This is a genomic window from Streptomyces sp. NPDC008079, assembly GCF_042957385.1.
Taxonomy (GTDB): domain Bacteria; phylum Actinomycetota; class Actinomycetes; order Streptomycetales; family Streptomycetaceae; genus Actinacidiphila.
Map to the genome: position 1 here is coordinate 85,895 of NZ_JBIBIC010000001.1, position 16,809 is coordinate 102,703.

10 protein-coding genes and 1 tRNA gene are annotated in these 16,809 nt (G+C 68.4%); 4 read left to right on the plus strand and 7 right to left on the minus strand.

The genetic code is table 11. The features are described from left to right. Window positions 1-4: 4 nt before the first annotated feature. From dnaJ to ACFZAM_RS00365, 4 genes are all read right to left on the minus strand, one after another. Window positions 5-1,204 carry a molecular chaperone DnaJ gene (gene dnaJ, locus ACFZAM_RS00350; RefSeq protein WP_355346258.1) on the minus strand — a complete coding sequence of 400 codons (1,200 nt, stop codon included), beginning with the start codon at window positions 1,202-1,204 and terminating at the stop codon, window positions 5-7. An 81-nt stretch (window positions 1,205-1,285) separates the two neighbouring features. Beyond that, window positions 1,286-1,957, minus strand: a complete 672-nt coding sequence (gene grpE / locus ACFZAM_RS00355; RefSeq protein WP_355346261.1) for a nucleotide exchange factor GrpE — start codon at window positions 1,955-1,957, stop codon at window positions 1,286-1,288. Then, complete coding sequence (dnaK, locus tag ACFZAM_RS00360; RefSeq protein WP_355346264.1) at window positions 1,954-3,831, minus strand: molecular chaperone DnaK; 1,878 nt, start codon at window positions 3,829-3,831, stop codon at window positions 1,954-1,956. The genes grpE and dnaK overlap by 4 nt, the downstream gene beginning before the upstream one ends. Before the next feature lie 170 nt (window positions 3,832-4,001). Further along, window positions 4,002-4,877, minus strand: a complete 876-nt coding sequence (locus tag ACFZAM_RS00365) for an LCP family protein (protein WP_391041590.1) — start codon at window positions 4,875-4,877, stop codon at window positions 4,002-4,004. A gap of 126 nt (window positions 4,878-5,003) precedes the next feature. On the opposite strand from ACFZAM_RS00365, the gene ACFZAM_RS00370 reads away from it, so the two are divergent. The 3 genes from ACFZAM_RS00370 (at window position 5,004) to ACFZAM_RS00380 (ending at window position 9,972) form a co-directional block, all read left to right on the plus strand. Next, window positions 5,004-6,242 (plus strand): nucleotide sugar dehydrogenase, encoded by a 1,239-nt coding sequence (locus tag ACFZAM_RS00370; protein WP_391041592.1) that lies wholly within the window; start codon window positions 5,004-5,006, stop codon window positions 6,240-6,242. A 297-nt stretch (window positions 6,243-6,539) separates the two neighbouring features. Next, window positions 6,540-8,810, plus strand: coding sequence for a heterodisulfide reductase-related iron-sulfur binding cluster (locus tag ACFZAM_RS00375; RefSeq protein ID WP_391041594.1), 2,271 nt, complete (start codon window positions 6,540-6,542; stop codon window positions 8,808-8,810). A 154-nt stretch (window positions 8,811-8,964) separates the two neighbouring features. Next, entirely contained in the window at window positions 8,965-9,972 is a 1,008-nt protein-coding gene (locus ACFZAM_RS00380) for a YIP1 family protein (protein WP_391041596.1), read from the plus strand. 14 nt (window positions 9,973-9,986) lie between these two features. Here ACFZAM_RS00380 and dcd read toward each other — a convergent pair whose 3' ends face one another. Further along, entirely contained in the window at window positions 9,987-10,562 is a 576-nt protein-coding gene (dcd, locus tag ACFZAM_RS00385; RefSeq protein WP_355346279.1) for a dCTP deaminase, read from the minus strand. Window positions 10,563-10,968: 406 nt separating this feature from the next. Here dcd and ACFZAM_RS00390 point away from each other — a divergent pair. Next, window positions 10,969-11,042, plus strand: a tRNA-Gly gene (locus ACFZAM_RS00390). Between the two features lie 89 nt (window positions 11,043-11,131). Here ACFZAM_RS00390 and ACFZAM_RS00395 read toward each other — a convergent pair. Continuing rightward, window positions 11,132-11,599 carry a hypothetical protein gene (locus ACFZAM_RS00395; protein WP_391041598.1) on the minus strand — a complete coding sequence of 156 codons (468 nt, stop codon included), beginning with the start codon at window positions 11,597-11,599 and terminating at the stop codon, window positions 11,132-11,134. An 80-nt stretch (window positions 11,600-11,679) separates the two neighbouring features. Continuing rightward, entirely contained in the window at window positions 11,680-16,431 is a 4,752-nt protein-coding gene (locus ACFZAM_RS00400) for a ricin-type beta-trefoil lectin domain protein (RefSeq protein ID WP_391041600.1), read from the minus strand. Between the last annotated feature and the right edge of the window lie 378 nt (window positions 16,432-16,809).

Sequence of the window (16,809 nt, forward strand, 5' to 3'; positions counted from 1 at the left end):
CAGGTCACGCTCCCTTTGCGGCCTTGAACAGCTCCGCCCGCGGGTCGTGCCCCGCGGTCGCTTCCCGGTAGGACTCCAGCGCGTCCAGCGCCTTGCCCTCGGTCTTCTCCGGCACCGCCACCTCGATGGTGACGAGCAGATCGCCCCGTGAACCGTCCTTGCGCATGGCGCCCTTGCCGCGGGCGCGCAGCGTACGGCCGTTCGGCGTACCGGCCGGAAGCTTGAGGGTGACCGGCGGGCCACCCAGTGTGGGCACCTTGATCTCGCCGCCGAGCGCCGCCTCGGCGAAGGTCACCGGCACGGTGACCGTGAGATTGGACTCGCGGCGCCCGAAGACCGGGTGCGCTCCGACGTGCACGACCACGTACAGGTCGCCGCCGGGGCCGCCGCGCTCGCCGGGCGCGCCCTTGCCGCGCAGCCGGATCCGCTGCCCGTCGGTGACACCGGCCGGGATACGGACCTGCATGGTGCGCGAGGAACGGGCCCGCCCGCTGCCCTTGCAGACGTCGCAAGGGGTCTCGGCGATCAGGCCGCGGCCCTTGCAGTCCACGCACGGGTCGGTGAGCGAGAAGCCGCCACCGCCGCCGCGCGAGACCTGCCCGGTGCCGACGCAGGTCGGGCACACCCGGGGCGTGCCGTTCTTGTCGCCGGTGCCGGAGCACGCCTTGCAGGGCGCCTGCGAGGACATCCGCAGCGGGACCGTGGCCCCGTCGACCGCCTCGGTGAAGCTCAGCGTCACCTCGGACTCGATGTCCTGGCCGCGGCGCGGCTGCACCCGCGTGCCCGCGCCGCCCCGGTTGAACAGACCGCCGAAGACGTCGCCCAGGCCGCCGCCGAAGCCGCCGCCCTGCCCGCCGGTGGTCTGCCCGCCGGGCTGGCCGCCCGTGCCGCCGAACAGGTCGCCGAGGTCGAAGTTGAAGCCGCCGGCGCCGCCCGCGCCGGGACCGGGGCGGAAGCCGCCGTTCCCGAACAGCGCGCGGCCCTCGTCGTACTCCTTGCGACGCTTGGCGTCGGACAGCACGTCGTTGGCCTCGGAGATCTCCTTGAAGCGCTCCTCGGCCTTCGCGTCGCCCTTGTTGGCGTCCGGGTGGAACTCGCGGGCGAGCTTCCGGTACGCCTTCTTGATCTCGGCGTCCGTGGCGTCCTTGGGCACGCCGAGGACCTTGTACAGGTCCTTCTCCAACAGGTCCCTACTGACGCTCATCCCCGACGTCCCTCCTCTCCACCACTTCCAGGCGCGCCGCCGGTGACCGGCACACTCCTACGCCCACTTACTTCTACGCCGTCAGCCCTCGTCCGGGCCACCGGTCTCCTCTTCGTCGGCCTTCTTCTCCGCCGCCGACTCGTCCTTGCCCTGGCTGCCCGGCTGCGGTTCGGCGACCGCGACCCTGGCGGGCCGCAGATTGCGCTCCCCGATGCGGTACCCGGGCTGGAGGATCTGCACGCATGTGGTCTGCGTGACATCCGGCGAATAGCTGTGCATCAGGGCCTCGTGCACCAGCGGGTCGAAGGGCTCGCCCTCCTTGCCGAACTGTTGCAGCCCCAGCTTCGCCGCCACCGTCTCCAGCGACTCGGCGACCGACTTGAAGCCGCCGACCAGCTCGCCGTGTTCCCGCGCCCGGCCGATGTCGTCGAGCACCGGGAGCAGTTCGGTGAGCAGATTGGCGACCGCGACCTCCTTGACGGCGACCCGGTCCCGCTCCACCCTGCGGCGGTAGTTCTGATACTCGGCCTGGAGCCGCTGGAGGTCCGCGGTGCGCTCGTTGAGCGCGGTGCGCACCTGGTCCAGCTGTGCCCGCAGGGCCGTCAGCTCCTTCGCGTCCCCGTCCGGGGCCGGGGCCGCCGGGCCCGCCTCATCGGCGGACCCGGCGGCCTTCGCGGCGGCGTCCGGCTGCTCCTCGCCGGCCTCTGAAGGGACGTCGGGCTCCGACTCGAAGCCCTTCGGCTCCTCCGTCACGCGGCACCGTCCCTCTTGTTGGCGTTCTCGTCGTCGACGATCTCGGCGTCGACCACGTCGTCGTCCGCGGCGGCGTCGGCCTGACCGTCGGAGGGGGCGTCGGCGGTCGCGCTGCCGGAGGCGCCGTCGGTCTGCGCGTACAGCGCCTGGCCCAGCTTCTGGCTGGTGGCCGCGACCTTCTCGGTGGCCTCGCGGATCGCGGCGGTGTTGCCGTCGTCCGTCGACTCGTTCTTCAGCTTCTCCTTGAGGTCCGCGACCGCGGTCTCGACCTCGGACCTGACGTCCTCGGGGAGCTTGTCCTTGTTGTCCGCGATGAACTTCTCGGTCTGGTAGACGAGCTGCTCACCCTGGTTGCGGGTCTCGGCGGACTCGCGGCGCTTGTGGTCCTCGTCCGCGTACTGCTCGGCCTCCTGGCGCATGCGGTCGACCTCGTCCTTGGGCAGCGAGGAGCCGCCGGTGACGGTCATCCGCTGCTCCTTGCCGGTGCCGAGGTCCTTCGCGCCGACGTGCATGATGCCGTTGGCGTCGATGTCGAAGGTGACCTCGATCTGCGGCATCCCGCGGGGGGCGGGCGGCAGGCCGGTCAGCTCGAACATGCCGAGCTTCTTGTTGTACGCCGCGATCTCGCGCTCGCCCTGGTAGACCTGGATCTGGACCGACGGCTGGTTGTCCTCGGCCGTGGTGAAGATCTCGGAGCGCTTGGTCGGGATGGTCGTGTTGCGCTCGATCAGCTTGGTCATGATGCCGCCCTTGGTCTCGATACCGAGGGACAGCGGGGTGACGTCGAGCAGCAGGACGTCCTTGACCTCGCCCTTGAGCACACCGGCCTGGAGGGACGCGCCGATGGCGACGACCTCGTCCGGGTTGACGCCCTTGTTGGCGTCCTTGCCGCCGGTCAGCTCGCGCACCAGCTCCGCGACGGCGGGCATACGCGTCGAGCCGCCGACCAGGACGACGTGGTCGATCTCCGAGAGCTGGATCCCGGCGTCCTTGATGACGTTGTGGAACGGCGTCTTGCAGCGCTCCAGCAGGTCGGTGGTGAGCTGCTGGAACTGGGCGCGGGTGAGCTTCTCGTCCAGGTGCAGCGGGCCCTCGGCGGACGCCGTGATGTACGGCAGGTTGATCGAGGTCTCGGTGGACGAGGACAGCTCGATCTTCGCCTTCTCCGCCGCCTCGCGCAGGCGCTGGAGGGCCATCTTGTCCTTGCCCAGGTCCACGCCGTGGCCGGACTGGAACTGCTTCACCAGGTAGTCGACGACGCGCTGGTCCCAGTCGTCACCACCGAGGTGGTTGTCGCCGTTGGTGGCCTTCACCTCGACGACGCCGTCGCCGATCTCCAGCAGCGAGACGTCGAAGGTGCCGCCACCGAGGTCGAAGACCAGGATGGTCTGGTCGTCCTTGTCGAGGCCGTAGGCCAGCGCGGCGGCGGTCGGCTCGTTGACGATGCGCAGCACGTTGAGGCCCGCGATCTCACCGGCCTCCTTGGTGGCCTGGCGCTCGGAGTCGTTGAAGTACGCGGGGACGGTGATCACCGCGTCGGTGACCTTCTCGCCCAGGTACGACTCCGCGTCCCGCTTGAGCTTCTGCAGGATGAAGGCGCTCATCTGCTGCGGGTTGAAGTCCTTGCCGTCCAGGTTGATCTTCCAGTCGGTGCCCATGTGGCGCTTGACCGACCGGACGGTCCTGTCGACGTTGGTGACAGCCTGGCGCTTGGCGACCTCGCCGACGAGCACCTCGCCGTTCTTGGCGAAGGCGACGACGGACGGCGTGGTCCTGGCGCCCTCTGCGTTGGTGATGACGGTGGGCTCGCCGCCTTCGAGAACGCTGACGACGGAATTAGTCGTGCCCAGGTCGATGCCGACCGCACGTGCCATGGTGAAATCCTCCTGCTGACTTGAGTGGAACTGACTCAAGACTGCACGACCCGGGATCTTCTGTCAACAGACGTGAGTCGACCCCACTCAACTTATCTCTGCTTTATGTGCGCAGGGCGGATGTTCTCGCAGGTCGGATGGGGTGCGGCGAGGTGCGGCGAGGTGCCGCGTCAGCGGCTTGGAGAGGCAGGCACCGGGCGGTCCGCGCGCAGCGCCGCCAGCAGCGGACCGGACTCGGCCGGCCGGGCCGACAGCGTACGGAAGGCGAGGGCGCCGTCCGGCACCTTGCGCAGGCTTCCCGCCAGCTCGTACAGCGCGGGCAGCGTACTGAGTCCGGGATCGGCCGTGAGGGACGAGGTGGCCGTGTCGACCAGGCCGAAGAACCGGGCCGGATGGCGCAGCGTGTCCGCCCCGCGCGCCTCACGGGTCAGCGTACGCAACAGCTCGCGGCGGCGCTCACCGGTGTGGGCGCCGACCGCGGCCTCGATCCGGTCGAACCCGGCGAGGTCCACCACCATGTGGTGGTCGACGCGGATGCCGCTGAGCCGTTCGAAGGCGCGGATCGAGCAGGCCGCCCCGCCGCCGCTGAAGGCGCGGCCGAAGGGTTCGTACGCGGCCGGGCTCGTACCGCCGTCCGGGCGGGGACAGCTCGGCACGCCGACCTTCAGGGAGCGCGGTACGCCGACGGCGGCGGCGTGGCGGCGGTCGGCGGACAGGTGCAGCAGGACGGCGGCGTCGGAGGTGTCTTCATCCGGGGGCGCGCCGGAGCCCGGGCCGCGCTCGGCGCTCTGGCCGCCGTGGGCTCCGCTGCCGCCCTGGCCGCCCCGGCCGCTCTGGCCGCTTTCGGAGCCCAGCATCAGGATGTTGCGCGCCTGCGGCACCAGCGCGCGGGGCCGCTCCTTCGCGTACCGGGCGAGCACCTTCTCCGCGGCCCGGTCGGTGTGGATGTTGCCGCTGAACTTCCGGTAGGACGCCCAGCCCAGACCCGCCGTCACCACGAGGAGGAGCCCGGCGCCGATCGCGACCCAGCGCAGCACGGCCCGCATGCCCGCCTCCTCCCGCGTGATCGTGGCGCCTCGTCCGTCATGGCCCGCTCGCGCGGTAGCCCGACATCCGATGAACTTAATGTCGCCTTTGCCATACTTGTCACGATTAGGGCTAATTTAAGCGTCATGGAACCCACCGAAGACAGCCGGCACGTCGTCGTCGTAGGCCAGGGCCAGGTCGGGCTGCCGCTGGCACTGCGGGCGGCGGAGGCCGGTTTCACGGTCACCGGGATCGACATCGACGAACAGCTGGTCAAACGGCTGACGGCCGGGGACTCCCGCGTCGGCGACGTCCCCGCGGAGCGGCTGGCCGAGGCCCTCGCCTCCGGCCGCTACCGGGCCAGTACGGACTACGCCGACGCCCGCGACTTCGACGTCTGCGTGATCACCGTCCCCGTACCGGTCCACGACGGCGTCCCCGACCGCGGCGCGATCGTGGACGCGGGCCGGGCCGTCGCCCCGCACCTGCGCCCGCGCGCCACCGTCGTCCTGGAGTCCACGACCGCGCCCGGCACCACCGAGGAGCTGCTGCGGCCGGTCCTGGAGGAGATCAGCGGCCTGACCGCGGGCAGCGCCTTCCACCTGGGTTACAGCCCAGGGCGCACCGACCCCGGCAACCCCCGGTGGCGGCTGGAGAACACCCCCAAGGTCGTCTCCGGTGTGAACGTACGATCGCTCCTCGCCGTCGACGGCTTCTACTCCCGAATCGTGCGCAATACGGTGCCGGTTTCGTCGCCGCGCACCGCCGAGCTGACCAAGCTCATCGAGGACGCCTTCCGCCAGGTGAACATCGCCCTGGTCAATGAACTGGCCACCGTCACCGGGCCGATGGGCACCGACATCCGCGAGGCGATCGACGCGGCGGCCACCAAGCCGTACGGCTTCCTGCCCTTCCACCCCGGCCCCGGCGTCGGCGGTCACCGGCTGCCGGTCCCCCGCGGTCTGCTGCGTTTCGCGGCGCTCGCCGAGGAGATCAACGGGCTGATGCCCACCCAGGTGGTGGACAGGATCGCGGCCGGTCTCGACGCCAGGCAGCGGCCGGTCGAGGGAAGCCGCGTCCTTCTGCTGGGTCTCGCTTACAAACGCGACAGCGGCGACCTTCGCGAATCGCCCGCGCTCGCCATCGCGGCCGGGCTGACGGCGCTCGGCGCCCGGGTGCGCGCGGTCGAGCCGTACGCGGACCCGGCCCGGCTCCCCGCCGACCTGCTGTGCGTGGAGCTGACCGAGGAGGAGGCCGCGGCGGCGGACGTGGTGGTCGTCGCGACCGACCACGACGTCTTCGACTACACGATGGTCGCGCGGGCGGCGACGTACGTCTTCGACACGCGGAACCGGTGCCGGGGTGAGAGCGTGGAGCGGCTCTGAGCCGGTCACGGCAGGGCGCGACAGGCCGCACCGCGACGCAGATCACGAGTTGCACGGCTGTATGCGCCCGCGGATCGCGGGTAATCTCAGCGGAGACCGGATTAAGTTACCGCTTAGTACGACCTTGCTCGTACGACTCGTACGGGACCTTGCTCGTACGACCCGTACGACCCGTACGACCCGTACGACCCTGTACAAGCGTTGCCCGTACGACCTTGCCAGCACGAAGCCTTCCCGCCCGATCCTGAACCCACGGCCCCCTCCCACTGAACCGCCGCGCAGGCCCGAGGAGCCCACATGCAACTCGCCGCGATCATCGTGTCGCTGGTCCTCACCGCGGTCGGCGTCGCCCTGATCAGCCTCGCCGTCGCGCAGATCTTCCGGTTCGTCACGCTCGGCCAGCCCGTGCCCGCGGGCTCCCGCACGAACGACTGGGTGGCCAGGTCCACGACCCTGGCCAGGGAATTCGTCGGCCACACCCGGATGAACAAGTGGGGCGTCGTCGGCGTCGCGCACTGGTTCGTGGCGGTCGGCTTCCTCACCCTCGGCCTGACGATCGTCAACGCGTACGGCCAGCTCTTCAAGGCCGACTGGATCCTGCCGTGGATCGGCACCTGGCTGCCGTACGAGGTGTACACCGAGTTCATCGCGGCGCTCACCACCCTCGGCATCCTCACCCTGATCGTGATCCGGCTGCTGAATCTGCCCTCGCGCGCCGGCCGCAAGTCCCGCTTCACCGGTTCGACGGCCTGGCAGGCGTACTTCGTGGAGTACGTCGTTCTGATCATCGGCCTGGCGATCCTGACGCTGCGCGGCCTGGAGGGCGCCCTGCACGGCGTCGACCACTACGAGGCCGCGTACTTCGTCTCGTACCCGCTGGTCGCCGCCTTCCGGAAGATGAGCACCGGCAGCCTCCAGAACACCGTCTACGCCGTCGCCATGGTCAAGCTGGGCGTCACGATGATCTGGGCGATCGTGCTCGGCCTGCACACCAACATGAGCGTGGCCTGGCACCGCTTCCTGGCCTTCCCCAACATCTGGTTCAAGCGGAACGCGGACGGTCCGGTCGCGCTCGGCGCGCTCCAGCCGATGGTCTCCGCGGGCAAGCCCATCGACTTCGAGGACCCGGGCGAGGACGACCAGTTCGGCGTCTCCCAGATCGAGCACTTCTCCTGGAAGGGCATCCTCGACTTCTCCACCTGCACCGAGTGCGGGCGCTGCCAGTCGCAGTGCCCCGCCTGGAACACCGGCAAGCCGCTCTCCCCCAAGCTGCTGATCATGTCGCTGCGCGACCACGCGCACGCCAAGGCCCCGTATCTGCTGGCCGGCGGCGGCAAGAACGCCGAGGGCGAGGAGACCGGCACGCCCGAGCAGCTCGCGGGCGTCCCCGCCGCCGCGCTCGCCGAGGCCGAGCGCCCGCTGATCGGCACGGCGGAGGAGAACGGGGTCATCGACCCCGACGTGCTGTGGTCCTGCACCACCTGCGGCGCCTGCGTCGAGCAGTGCCCGGTCGACATCGAGCACATCGACCACATCGTCGACATGCGCCGCTACCAGGTGATGATCGAGTCGTCGTTCCCGAGCGAGGCGGGCACGATGCTCAAGAACCTGGAGAAGAAGGGCAACCCGTGGGGCCTGCCGAAGAAGCAGCGCCTGGCCTGGGTCAAGGAAGTCGACTTCGAGGTGCCGGTCGTCGGCGAGGACGTCGAGGACCTGACCGAGGTCGAGTACCTGTACTGGGTCGGCTGCGCGGGCTCCCTGGAGGACCGCGCGAAGAAGACCACCAAGGCTTTCGCCGAGCTCCTGCACATCGCGGGCGTCAAGTTCGCGATCATGGGCGGCGACGAGAACTGCACCGGTGACTCCGCCCGCCGCCTGGGCAACGAATTCCTCTTCCAGCAGCTCGGCCAGGAGAACGTGGCCATGCTCAACATGGCCTTCGGCGAGTCCCTCGACGAGGACGGCGCGGTGGACCCCTCCACGCGCAAGCCGCGCGCCTCGAAGAAGATCGTCGCCACCTGCCCGCACTGCTTCAACACCATCGCCAACGAGTACCCGCAGCTCGGCGGCGAGTACGAGGTCGTCCACCACACCCAGCTCCTCCAGCACCTCGTGGACGAGGGCAAGTTGGTGCCGGTCACGCCGGTCGAGGGCCTGATCACGTACCACGACCCCTGCTACCTCGGGCGGCACAACAAGGTCTACACACCGCCGCGCGAGATCATCGCGTCCGTGCCCGGTCTGCGGAACGAGGAGATGCACCGCCACAAGGAGCGCGGCTTCTGCTGCGGCGCGGGCGGCGCCCGGATGTGGATGGAGGAGCGGATCGGCAAGCGCGTCAACAACGAGCGCGTCGACGAGGCGCTTTCCCTCAACCCGGACATCATCTCCACCGCGTGCCCGTTCTGCCTGGTCATGCTCTCCGACTCCGTCAACGGCAAGAAGAACGACGGCCAGGCGAAGGAGGCCCTCCAGGTCGTGGACGTCTCGCAGCTTCTCCTCCAGTCGGTGAAGGCGCCGGCGGACGCGGCCGAGCTGAGCGAGGAAGCGCCGGCCGGGACGGCCTGATCCGGGGCCTCACCAGCCCTTACGGGTTCCCCTAGGGGTTTGCCCGGGGGTCCGTCGACGGGTTCGCCGCCGCGTGTCACAGGTTGGCAGCAATGGGCGGCGGCGGACCGGCCGACAGGAGCGGTGCGGCGGCTTACCGGGTACGTTCGATGACGTGGCTGGATTCAGGAATCGACACGGTGAGGGCGGTGGCCGGGGCGGCCGTCCCGGCCAGGGGCCGGGATACGGCGCGGGTCACGGGCAGGGCTCGGGTCACGGGCAGGGCGCGGGTCAGGGACACGGCGCGGGGTACGGGCAGGGTGCCGGTTACGGGCAGGGCTCGGGTCACGGGCAGGGCTCGTACGGAACGCCTCCCGGCGAGCCGGAGTACTACGCGCCCGCGGCGGGGCAGCCCGGCGGGTACGACGAGTCGCCCGGCCAGACGAAGGCGTTCACGCTGGGCGCCGGGTTCGCGGGCCAGGGCCAGGAGCCGTACGTCGATCCGTACGCCGGGCAGCAGCCGTACGCGCAGCCTTCGCACGCACAGGCTCCGTACACCCAGCCCCCGTACGCCCAGCCCTCGTACTCGGGCGACAACGTGGCGACGTACCGCGCGGGTCAGTCCGCCGCGCCGCCGGCCGGTCCGCGGCTGCACTGGAAGGAGTTGCTGAGCGGCGTCGTGCTGCGCCCCGGCCGTACCTTCTGGCAGATGCGCGACCACACGGTCTGGGGCCCGGCCCTGACCGTGACCTTCCTCTACGGGCTGCTCGCCGTCTTCGGCTTCGACGCCGCCCGCAGCGACGTCCTGGACGCGACGCTCACCACCAGCATCCCGTGGGTGCTCACCACGGCCGTCGCCGTCGTCATCTCCGCGGTCACGCTCGGCGCGGTCACCAACACCCTCGCGCGGCAGTTCGGCGGCGACGGCGCCTGGGCGCCGACGATCGGGCTCTCGCTCCTGATCACGACGCTCACCGACGCCCCGCGTCTGTTCTTCGCGCTCTTCCTCGGCGGTGCCAACAGCTTCGTCCAACTCCTGGGCTGGCTCACCTGGCTGGGCTGCGCGGCGCTGCTCACCTCGATGGTCAGCAAGTCGCACGACCTGCCGTGGCCGAAGGCGCTCGGGGCGGCGTCGATCCAACTGATCGCGCTGCTCTGCCTGTTCAAGCTGCCGCTGATCTGACCCGCCCCGGGGTCTCAGACCTTGGTGCGGTGGAAGTTCATGAAGGACCGTGAAGGCGTCGGCCCGCGCTGCCCCTGGTAACGGGAGCCGTACTGCTGCGATCCGTAAGGGAATTCGGCGGGAGAGGTCAGCCGGAAGAGGCAGAGCTGCCCGATCTTCATTCCGGGCCAGAGCTTGATCGGGAGCGTCGCGACATTCGACAGCTCCAGGGTCACATGCCCGGAGAAACCGGGGTCGATGAACCCCGCGGTCGAGTGCGTCAGCAGCCCCAGCCGCCCCAGACTCGACTTCCCCTCCAGCCGCGACGCCATGTCGTCGGGCAACGAGATGACCTCGTACGTCGACCCGAGCACGAATTCCCCCGGATGCAGGATGAACGGCTCGTCACCCTCCGGCTCCACCAGCCGCGTCAGATCCGGCTGTTCCACCGCCGGGTCGATGTGCGGATACCGGTGGTTCTCGAACACCCGGAAGAACCGGTCCAGCCGCACATCAATACTCGACGGCTGCACCATCGACGGCTCGAACGGGTCCACGCGCACGCGTCCGTTGTCGATTTCGGCTCGAATGTCCTTGTCAGAGAGAAGCACGCCCCGAAGGTTACGCGCCCGGAGCGGCCCCGACCCAATCCTCCGGCCCGGAGCCGCCACCTCACCGGCCTCCGACTACCGCTTCTCCCCGCCCCCGGCCACCGGCACCGCGTGCCTCAGCCGCGCGCACTTGGGACACCTCAACAACCGCCCGGGCCCCAACCGCTCGGCCCCCAAATGCTGCATCGGGAACGAAGCCGTACTGAACACATGCCCCTCGGCACAACGAACAACGGTGCGCTCCATCAAGTCCCTTCCCCAACCAACCGGCGTGGACGACAAACCCACACATTAGGGGATCAACCCACCGCGCACCCACTCACCACTCCGCCCCCAACCTACGCCCCACCCCACCCCCCACATGCGGTAGACTCCCCCACGAAGCCACCCCCACCAGGGCCTTCACGCGGATGTAGTTTAATGGTAGAACATGAGCTTCCCAAGCTCAGAGCGCGGGTTCGATTCCCGTCATCCGCTCCATTACTAAAGCCCCGGGTCGAAGACCCGGGGCTTTTTTTGTCAAGACCGATTCTGGGAACGCGCGGTCAAGGACGACCGATGGTAGATATTCAAGGCCGGCTTCGATAGTGCGCTAGACGCGAGGCGTCCCATTCCATAATCTCAAGAATGTCATCGAGATATCCACCGGTTTCGTAACTGTGCTCCCTCAAAAACTCCTGATACAGCAACAAAAGACCATCGCGAATAGTCTCAAAGCAGCGCCAATAGTAGCCCGACTCGATCGAATCGCCATCTTCCTCTCCGGCAGCAAACCCGAGAACAGCCCATGTGGCTTCTTCCACCTGGGCCGGCGGCAGCCCGTCGGCGAACATCGCCATGACAACCGTGCACACCGCAGGCGCAGGGGGCATCAGGATCGACTGGATGAACACATGCCCGTCCAAAGCGCGCAGCACACCCGGGTTCCCGTCGATCGCGGATTCCAGCAGCGCGATCAGATGTACCGCCGATTCTCCGCAACCACACTCCACCGCATCCCAGTCCTGCCGACCTAGTTCTCTTCGCGCAAGACTCAATTAATTCAGCTCCTCGAACTAGGATGGGAGCAAGCCGTACTGGAGCACCCGACTTACTTTACTATTTACTCAAGGCCACATCACCATACTCCACCCGGCTCGCCCTCGACACCCGGACCGAAGGCACTGGGTGGATAATCAAGTTGACACTTTATGCAGACGCTCTTCGCAGCCGGCTCATATTCTCTTGGATCCGACCCTGTCACAGCCTTCGTTGTGTAGGCGATGCCAAGACGCACCTTCGTCCAGTCCCCGCCCAGTGCGCGGACCACATTCCCTTCTGCGCAATAGGTGGCTTCGCAGCCCAAGACATCCGGACCGGACGAGGCAACTGCCATCTCGCCAGTCTCGGTGTGATAACCCGAGACATACGATCGAGTGGCGAGTTTCGAGACGCGGTTGTCGACGGCCGCGGAACGGGCGAGATTATCACCTCGGTCGGTTCGCTCGGCCGGTGACCAGTCTGCGGGGGCTGCTTCCTTGTGCAGGTACGCGGGACGAGACTTCGCGCCGCGCGGTCCGCGTGAGGTGGTTCCCCGTGGGCTGGGCTTTTCAGTGCCCGTAGCCGGATCGCTCGGCTCGGCTACGGCCCTGTTCTGGGCGGGGTCCGCTTCCCAGTTGTCGGCGGGGGCCGGGTGGCCATCACCAGCTGCGTCCTCGAAGGCCTTCGTGCCGGCCGTGGGCGTTTTGGCCTTGCCGCCGTCGGTCTCCGCGGACTTGGCCGCGCCTGAATCCTCGCCGGAGTCCTCGCTGGTGGGGTCGCCTCCCACACCGGGGCCGCAGTCGCCCATGAGGGCGGCACATGAGGAAACGACCGCTGCGGTTCCGGCCTCAGCACAAGCTGGTCCAGCAACACCGAGAGACTCCCCGGTACAAACCCCGACAGCCGTCACTGCGACAACTGCGACCGTGGCCACGGCCACGTATGGTGCGGCCTTCTCAACGACGTGGCCCGCACAGCTCCAGAAGCTGTGGCAACCGCCACCACCGCTCTTCTTGCCAGTACTCGAAGTGCTCCCGCTGGAGGTGGTGGAGGAGGTGGAGGTGCTACCCGCGTCAGGATTGCCGGGGGGCGGGCCGCAATCGATGGCGCACGTGTTCATCGACGGCTCGTTGTACCAGTCGTCGTATCCGGTGGGGTCGGAACCACTGGCCGGGTTGTCGGCGGCGTAGGCGTAGCCGCCCATCTGGTTGGGGTCGCCCGCCTGGAAGAGCGGGTCCGCTGTCAGGAAACGGCCCTGAGCGGAGTCGTAGTTGCGGGCGCCGAGCAGGTCGAGTCCGGTGGCCGCGTCCGTGGGTTGTCCCAGGAAGCCGCGATTCTCGTCCGGAGCCACCCAGGTCGTCGGCTTGGCGCCGCGCGGATTGCCGTAGGGGTCGTAGAAACGGCGGGTGACCGCCAGTGTGGTGGCGTCGACGGCGGTGGTGGCGGTGCCCTGAACGGTGGCGACCTGGTAGGTGACCGTGCCGGTGCTGGAACGGGTGACGGTGGTGCCGTCAGGTCCGGTGATGTTGCGCAGGCCGGTCAGTGTGCTGTTGGCGACGTTCAGGGTGATCTGCTCGGTGCCACCGAAGAGGTAGAGGACCCGGGTGGTGTCGGTGCTGTCGACTGCCGCGGTCTGCTCCAGCAGGCTGCCGTCAGCGTCGTAGAGGTACTTGCTCGTGTTGGTGTGTGCTCCGCTACCGGTGGCTACGCTCGCGGTACGACCCTCGGCGTCATAGGTGAAGGTCTGCGTCTGGCCGGCGGACACGGCTCCGACCGCGGCGTTGGTCCAGGTCTGTCCACTGCTTCCGCAGGCCGCCAGCGTCAGCTGGGTGGCGTTGGTGGCGCTGGCCGCCGGGTCGGTGAGGCACATCGTGGTGGCAGCTGCGCTGACAACCGTGTTGGCACTGGTGATCTTCCACTTCTGGGTGACATCTGCAGAGCAGGTGTCGATGACGATCTTTGTGCCCGACGTGGTGGCGTTACCGGTGGTGTCCAGGCACAGACCCATCACCCGGATGGTGCCGTCGATGCCGACCGACAACTTCTGGGCGTTGGCGGTACCGCAGGTGTTGATCTGTACCTTGGCGCCGGGCGTGGTGGAGGACGCGGCGTCCTCGACGCATTTCCTGCCGCCGCCGCTCAGGGCGAATCCGCTGATCAGCGGTCCGGTCGAGGCCACCTTGCGATTGGTCGTGTCGCCCGCGTTGACACCGCCGTGCGTCGGGTCGGTGTACGCGGGCGTCGAGGTCGCGGTGCCGGTGGTCGGGTTTGTCGTAGTGGTGGCGCCCGCCTGGTCGGGCAATGCCACGCTGGTCGTGCCGTTGGCGCCGGTGTAGGAGGTGGCTTGAGTGGAGTCGCCGGCTGCGTTGCCGGTGGAGTCGTGGTCGACCATGCCCGTACGGTCGCCGAGCAGGTCGTAGCTGTAGCTCTGCCAGTACGGTGCCGGGCCGCCGACGGTCGTCGTCTTGACGGGTGTGGTGGTGCTCGTCTGCACGGAAGCGGTGTTGCAGCGGCCGACGCTGCCGACCGGGGCGCTGCTCGGGTTCGTGATTCCCGCGGTGTCGGTCCAAGCAGCGGTCAGCCGCTGGAACGAGTCGTAGCTGAAGCACTGGGTGTCGTGCGTGGTGTTGTTCTGCAGGTCGTCGGCAGCGGTGAGCTGACCCGACTGGTCGTAGCGGTAGTTGACGACATCAAGGGCGGTGACTGAGGTCTGCACCATCGTTGATGTCTGTGTGGTGCGGCCGGTGGTGACGTCGTACTGGGCAAAGGTCGCCAATTCCTTGCCGGTGGGGCCGTAGTTGGTCTGCAGCACTCGCCCGAACGGGTCGTGGACCGCGGTGTCGAGGTAGGACGGCGTGTTGGAACTGCTGATGAACCCGCCGATGCCGTCGAGGTTTCCCTGCTGCGTATATCCGAAGTCGATGTCCTCGGCCGGGAGCTTGCCGTCTGCCTGGTATTTAACGGTCGACAGCAGACCGACGGTCGGCGTGTACGCGTTGGTGGTGCTGTACGTGACAGTGCCGCTCGCGGGAGGCTGGCTCTGCCCGGCGGCGGCAAACCCGTCCGCGGCGGGCACGGTCACCGTGGAACCTGACGGCTGATAGGCGGCGTTGTAGCCGGTCACAGCCTGGGTGTACGCCTTGCTCGTCGTCCCCGTGGCACCGTTGAGGTAGCGGGTAGCGGAGGTCGGGTACCCCTTGGCCAGCGTGTCGTAGACCCAGGACGCCTGTTCCTTCGTGGCGTCGGGCGTGGCCGACCAGGCGCCGCTGTACTCGGCTGTGACGCGGTTGTCCCAGTCGTAGCTATACGACATGACCTGGCCGCGGGAATCCGTGCTTTGCAACAGATTTCCGGCGATGTCGTATTTGTCGAGACTGCTCGGCCCGACGTTGGGGTCGGTCCGGGTCGTCGGGCGGCCAAGGAAGTCGTATCCGTAGGACCAGGTGTTGCCGGCGGTGTCCTTGACGGACTCGACCTGGCCGTCGGGTGTGTAGGTGTAGCGGGTGGTGGCGTCGGCAGCCCGGACGGCGTCCGCGGTTCCCTGGTGCCAGAGCGTGCCGCCTGCGCTGGAGACGACGGCCGCAGTGGAGTCGTTGCGCACCTGGAAGGTTGCGCCAGTGGTGGCGGTGAGACCGGTGGTCCACTTGGACGTGCCCGCCGTGGTGCGGACGACGAGGTTTCCGTCAGTGCCGAACTGAGCGAAGGCGCCGGGGTTGCCGCTCGTGCCGCTGGACCAGATGGTCGTCCCGGTGGCCAATGCGCTGAGGACCAGGTTTCCGTCCGCCTGCATCGTCAGCCGTACGCTGTCGGAGGTGAGCGAGGTGCCGGACGGGATGGTCTGGCCGGCGGCGAGAGTGACGGTCGCACCGGTGTTCTTCACCACGTTGCTGGTGATCTGCCCCAGCGCGTTGGTGAAGCTGGCTGTGGTGCGGCCGCCCACGGGTGCGGTGGTGTCGGTCTCGTCGGCACCGCGATAGGTGGTGGCGGTGTGCCACTGCTGGACGGCCTGGTGCCACAGCGTGCTGGTGACCGCGCGGCCTTCGCCGTCGTATTCGGTGGTGGTCTCCGAAGGGACTTCGTTCTCGTTGGCGGCCCACAGTGTGGTGCCGGGGACCGCGGTGGGTTCGGAGTACGGGGCGTACGACACCGTCGGCCAGCCGTGGGAGTCGTAGAAGGTGTCGGAGATGATCCGGCCGGAGTTGCTGTCTCCGGCAGCGGTGCTCTGCGTCTGGCGGGACTGGAGCATCCCGTCGTAGATCGCGATGGACGTTGCGTAGGTGCCGTCCTCGCGCAGCGTTTTCGTGGTCACCGTGGACGGGGCACCCGGAGAGGTGATCGTGCCCCCCGGGGCGGCCACCGCGCCCGGGTTGATCGAGTAGGCGAACGTCATGTCCGCGCTCTGTCCGCCGTCCTTGTCACGGCCTGGTAGCCAGACCGCAGTGCGTCGGCCAAGTGCGTCGTAACTGATGTCCGTGACGCGGTTGTTGGCGTCGATGTCCTCGGTCGGCACACCGCGCAGCGGATCGAGTGTGGAGACCTCCTTCCACCGTTGCGCGTTGTAGGTGGTGATGCCGACGGCGTTGGTGTTTCCGCCTGCGGAGGTCCAGGCCGGTGTGAAGTCGGTATGAGTGTCCTGGCCGGTGATGTCGAGCGCATCGACGGCGCGGCCGGCGCCGTCGTACACCGTCGCCATGTCCGTCTGCCAGTTCTCGGTACTGCCGTTGTATCCGGTGGAACTACGCACGGCCGAGATCCGGCCGACAGCCGAGGTGCCGCTCTGGTCGAGCCGCGCACCACATCGCGCCAGACGCACAGGTACGGCTCGGCCAACCACGGTCAGGCTCCGCACACCCGACAAGCAACCGCCCGCCCGCCGATAGGTCGCGACCTGCAGCTTCGCCGGCCGCGCCCCTGTGATTCCCAAGCTCAGCGCGCGGGTTCGATTCCTGTCATCCGCTCCATTACTAAAGCCCCGGCTTTATCGCCTGGGGCTTTTTCTCGTTGTCCTTCATTCCACGTCCGACCCCGGACCGCGTAGCGCGCCCTGATGAACAAGCCGCTGTTCCAGGCCGCCCATTGCATGTGCGATTCCCTCGATGAGGTCGGTGACCTCCCACATGGGCCGACCATCGCTCACTCCGAATGCCAGCAACGCCTCGTGAGCGCGCTCGACCGCGACGCGCTCCGTCGTCGGCCACTGCGTCAATTGCGCCCCAGAAGCGTGTCC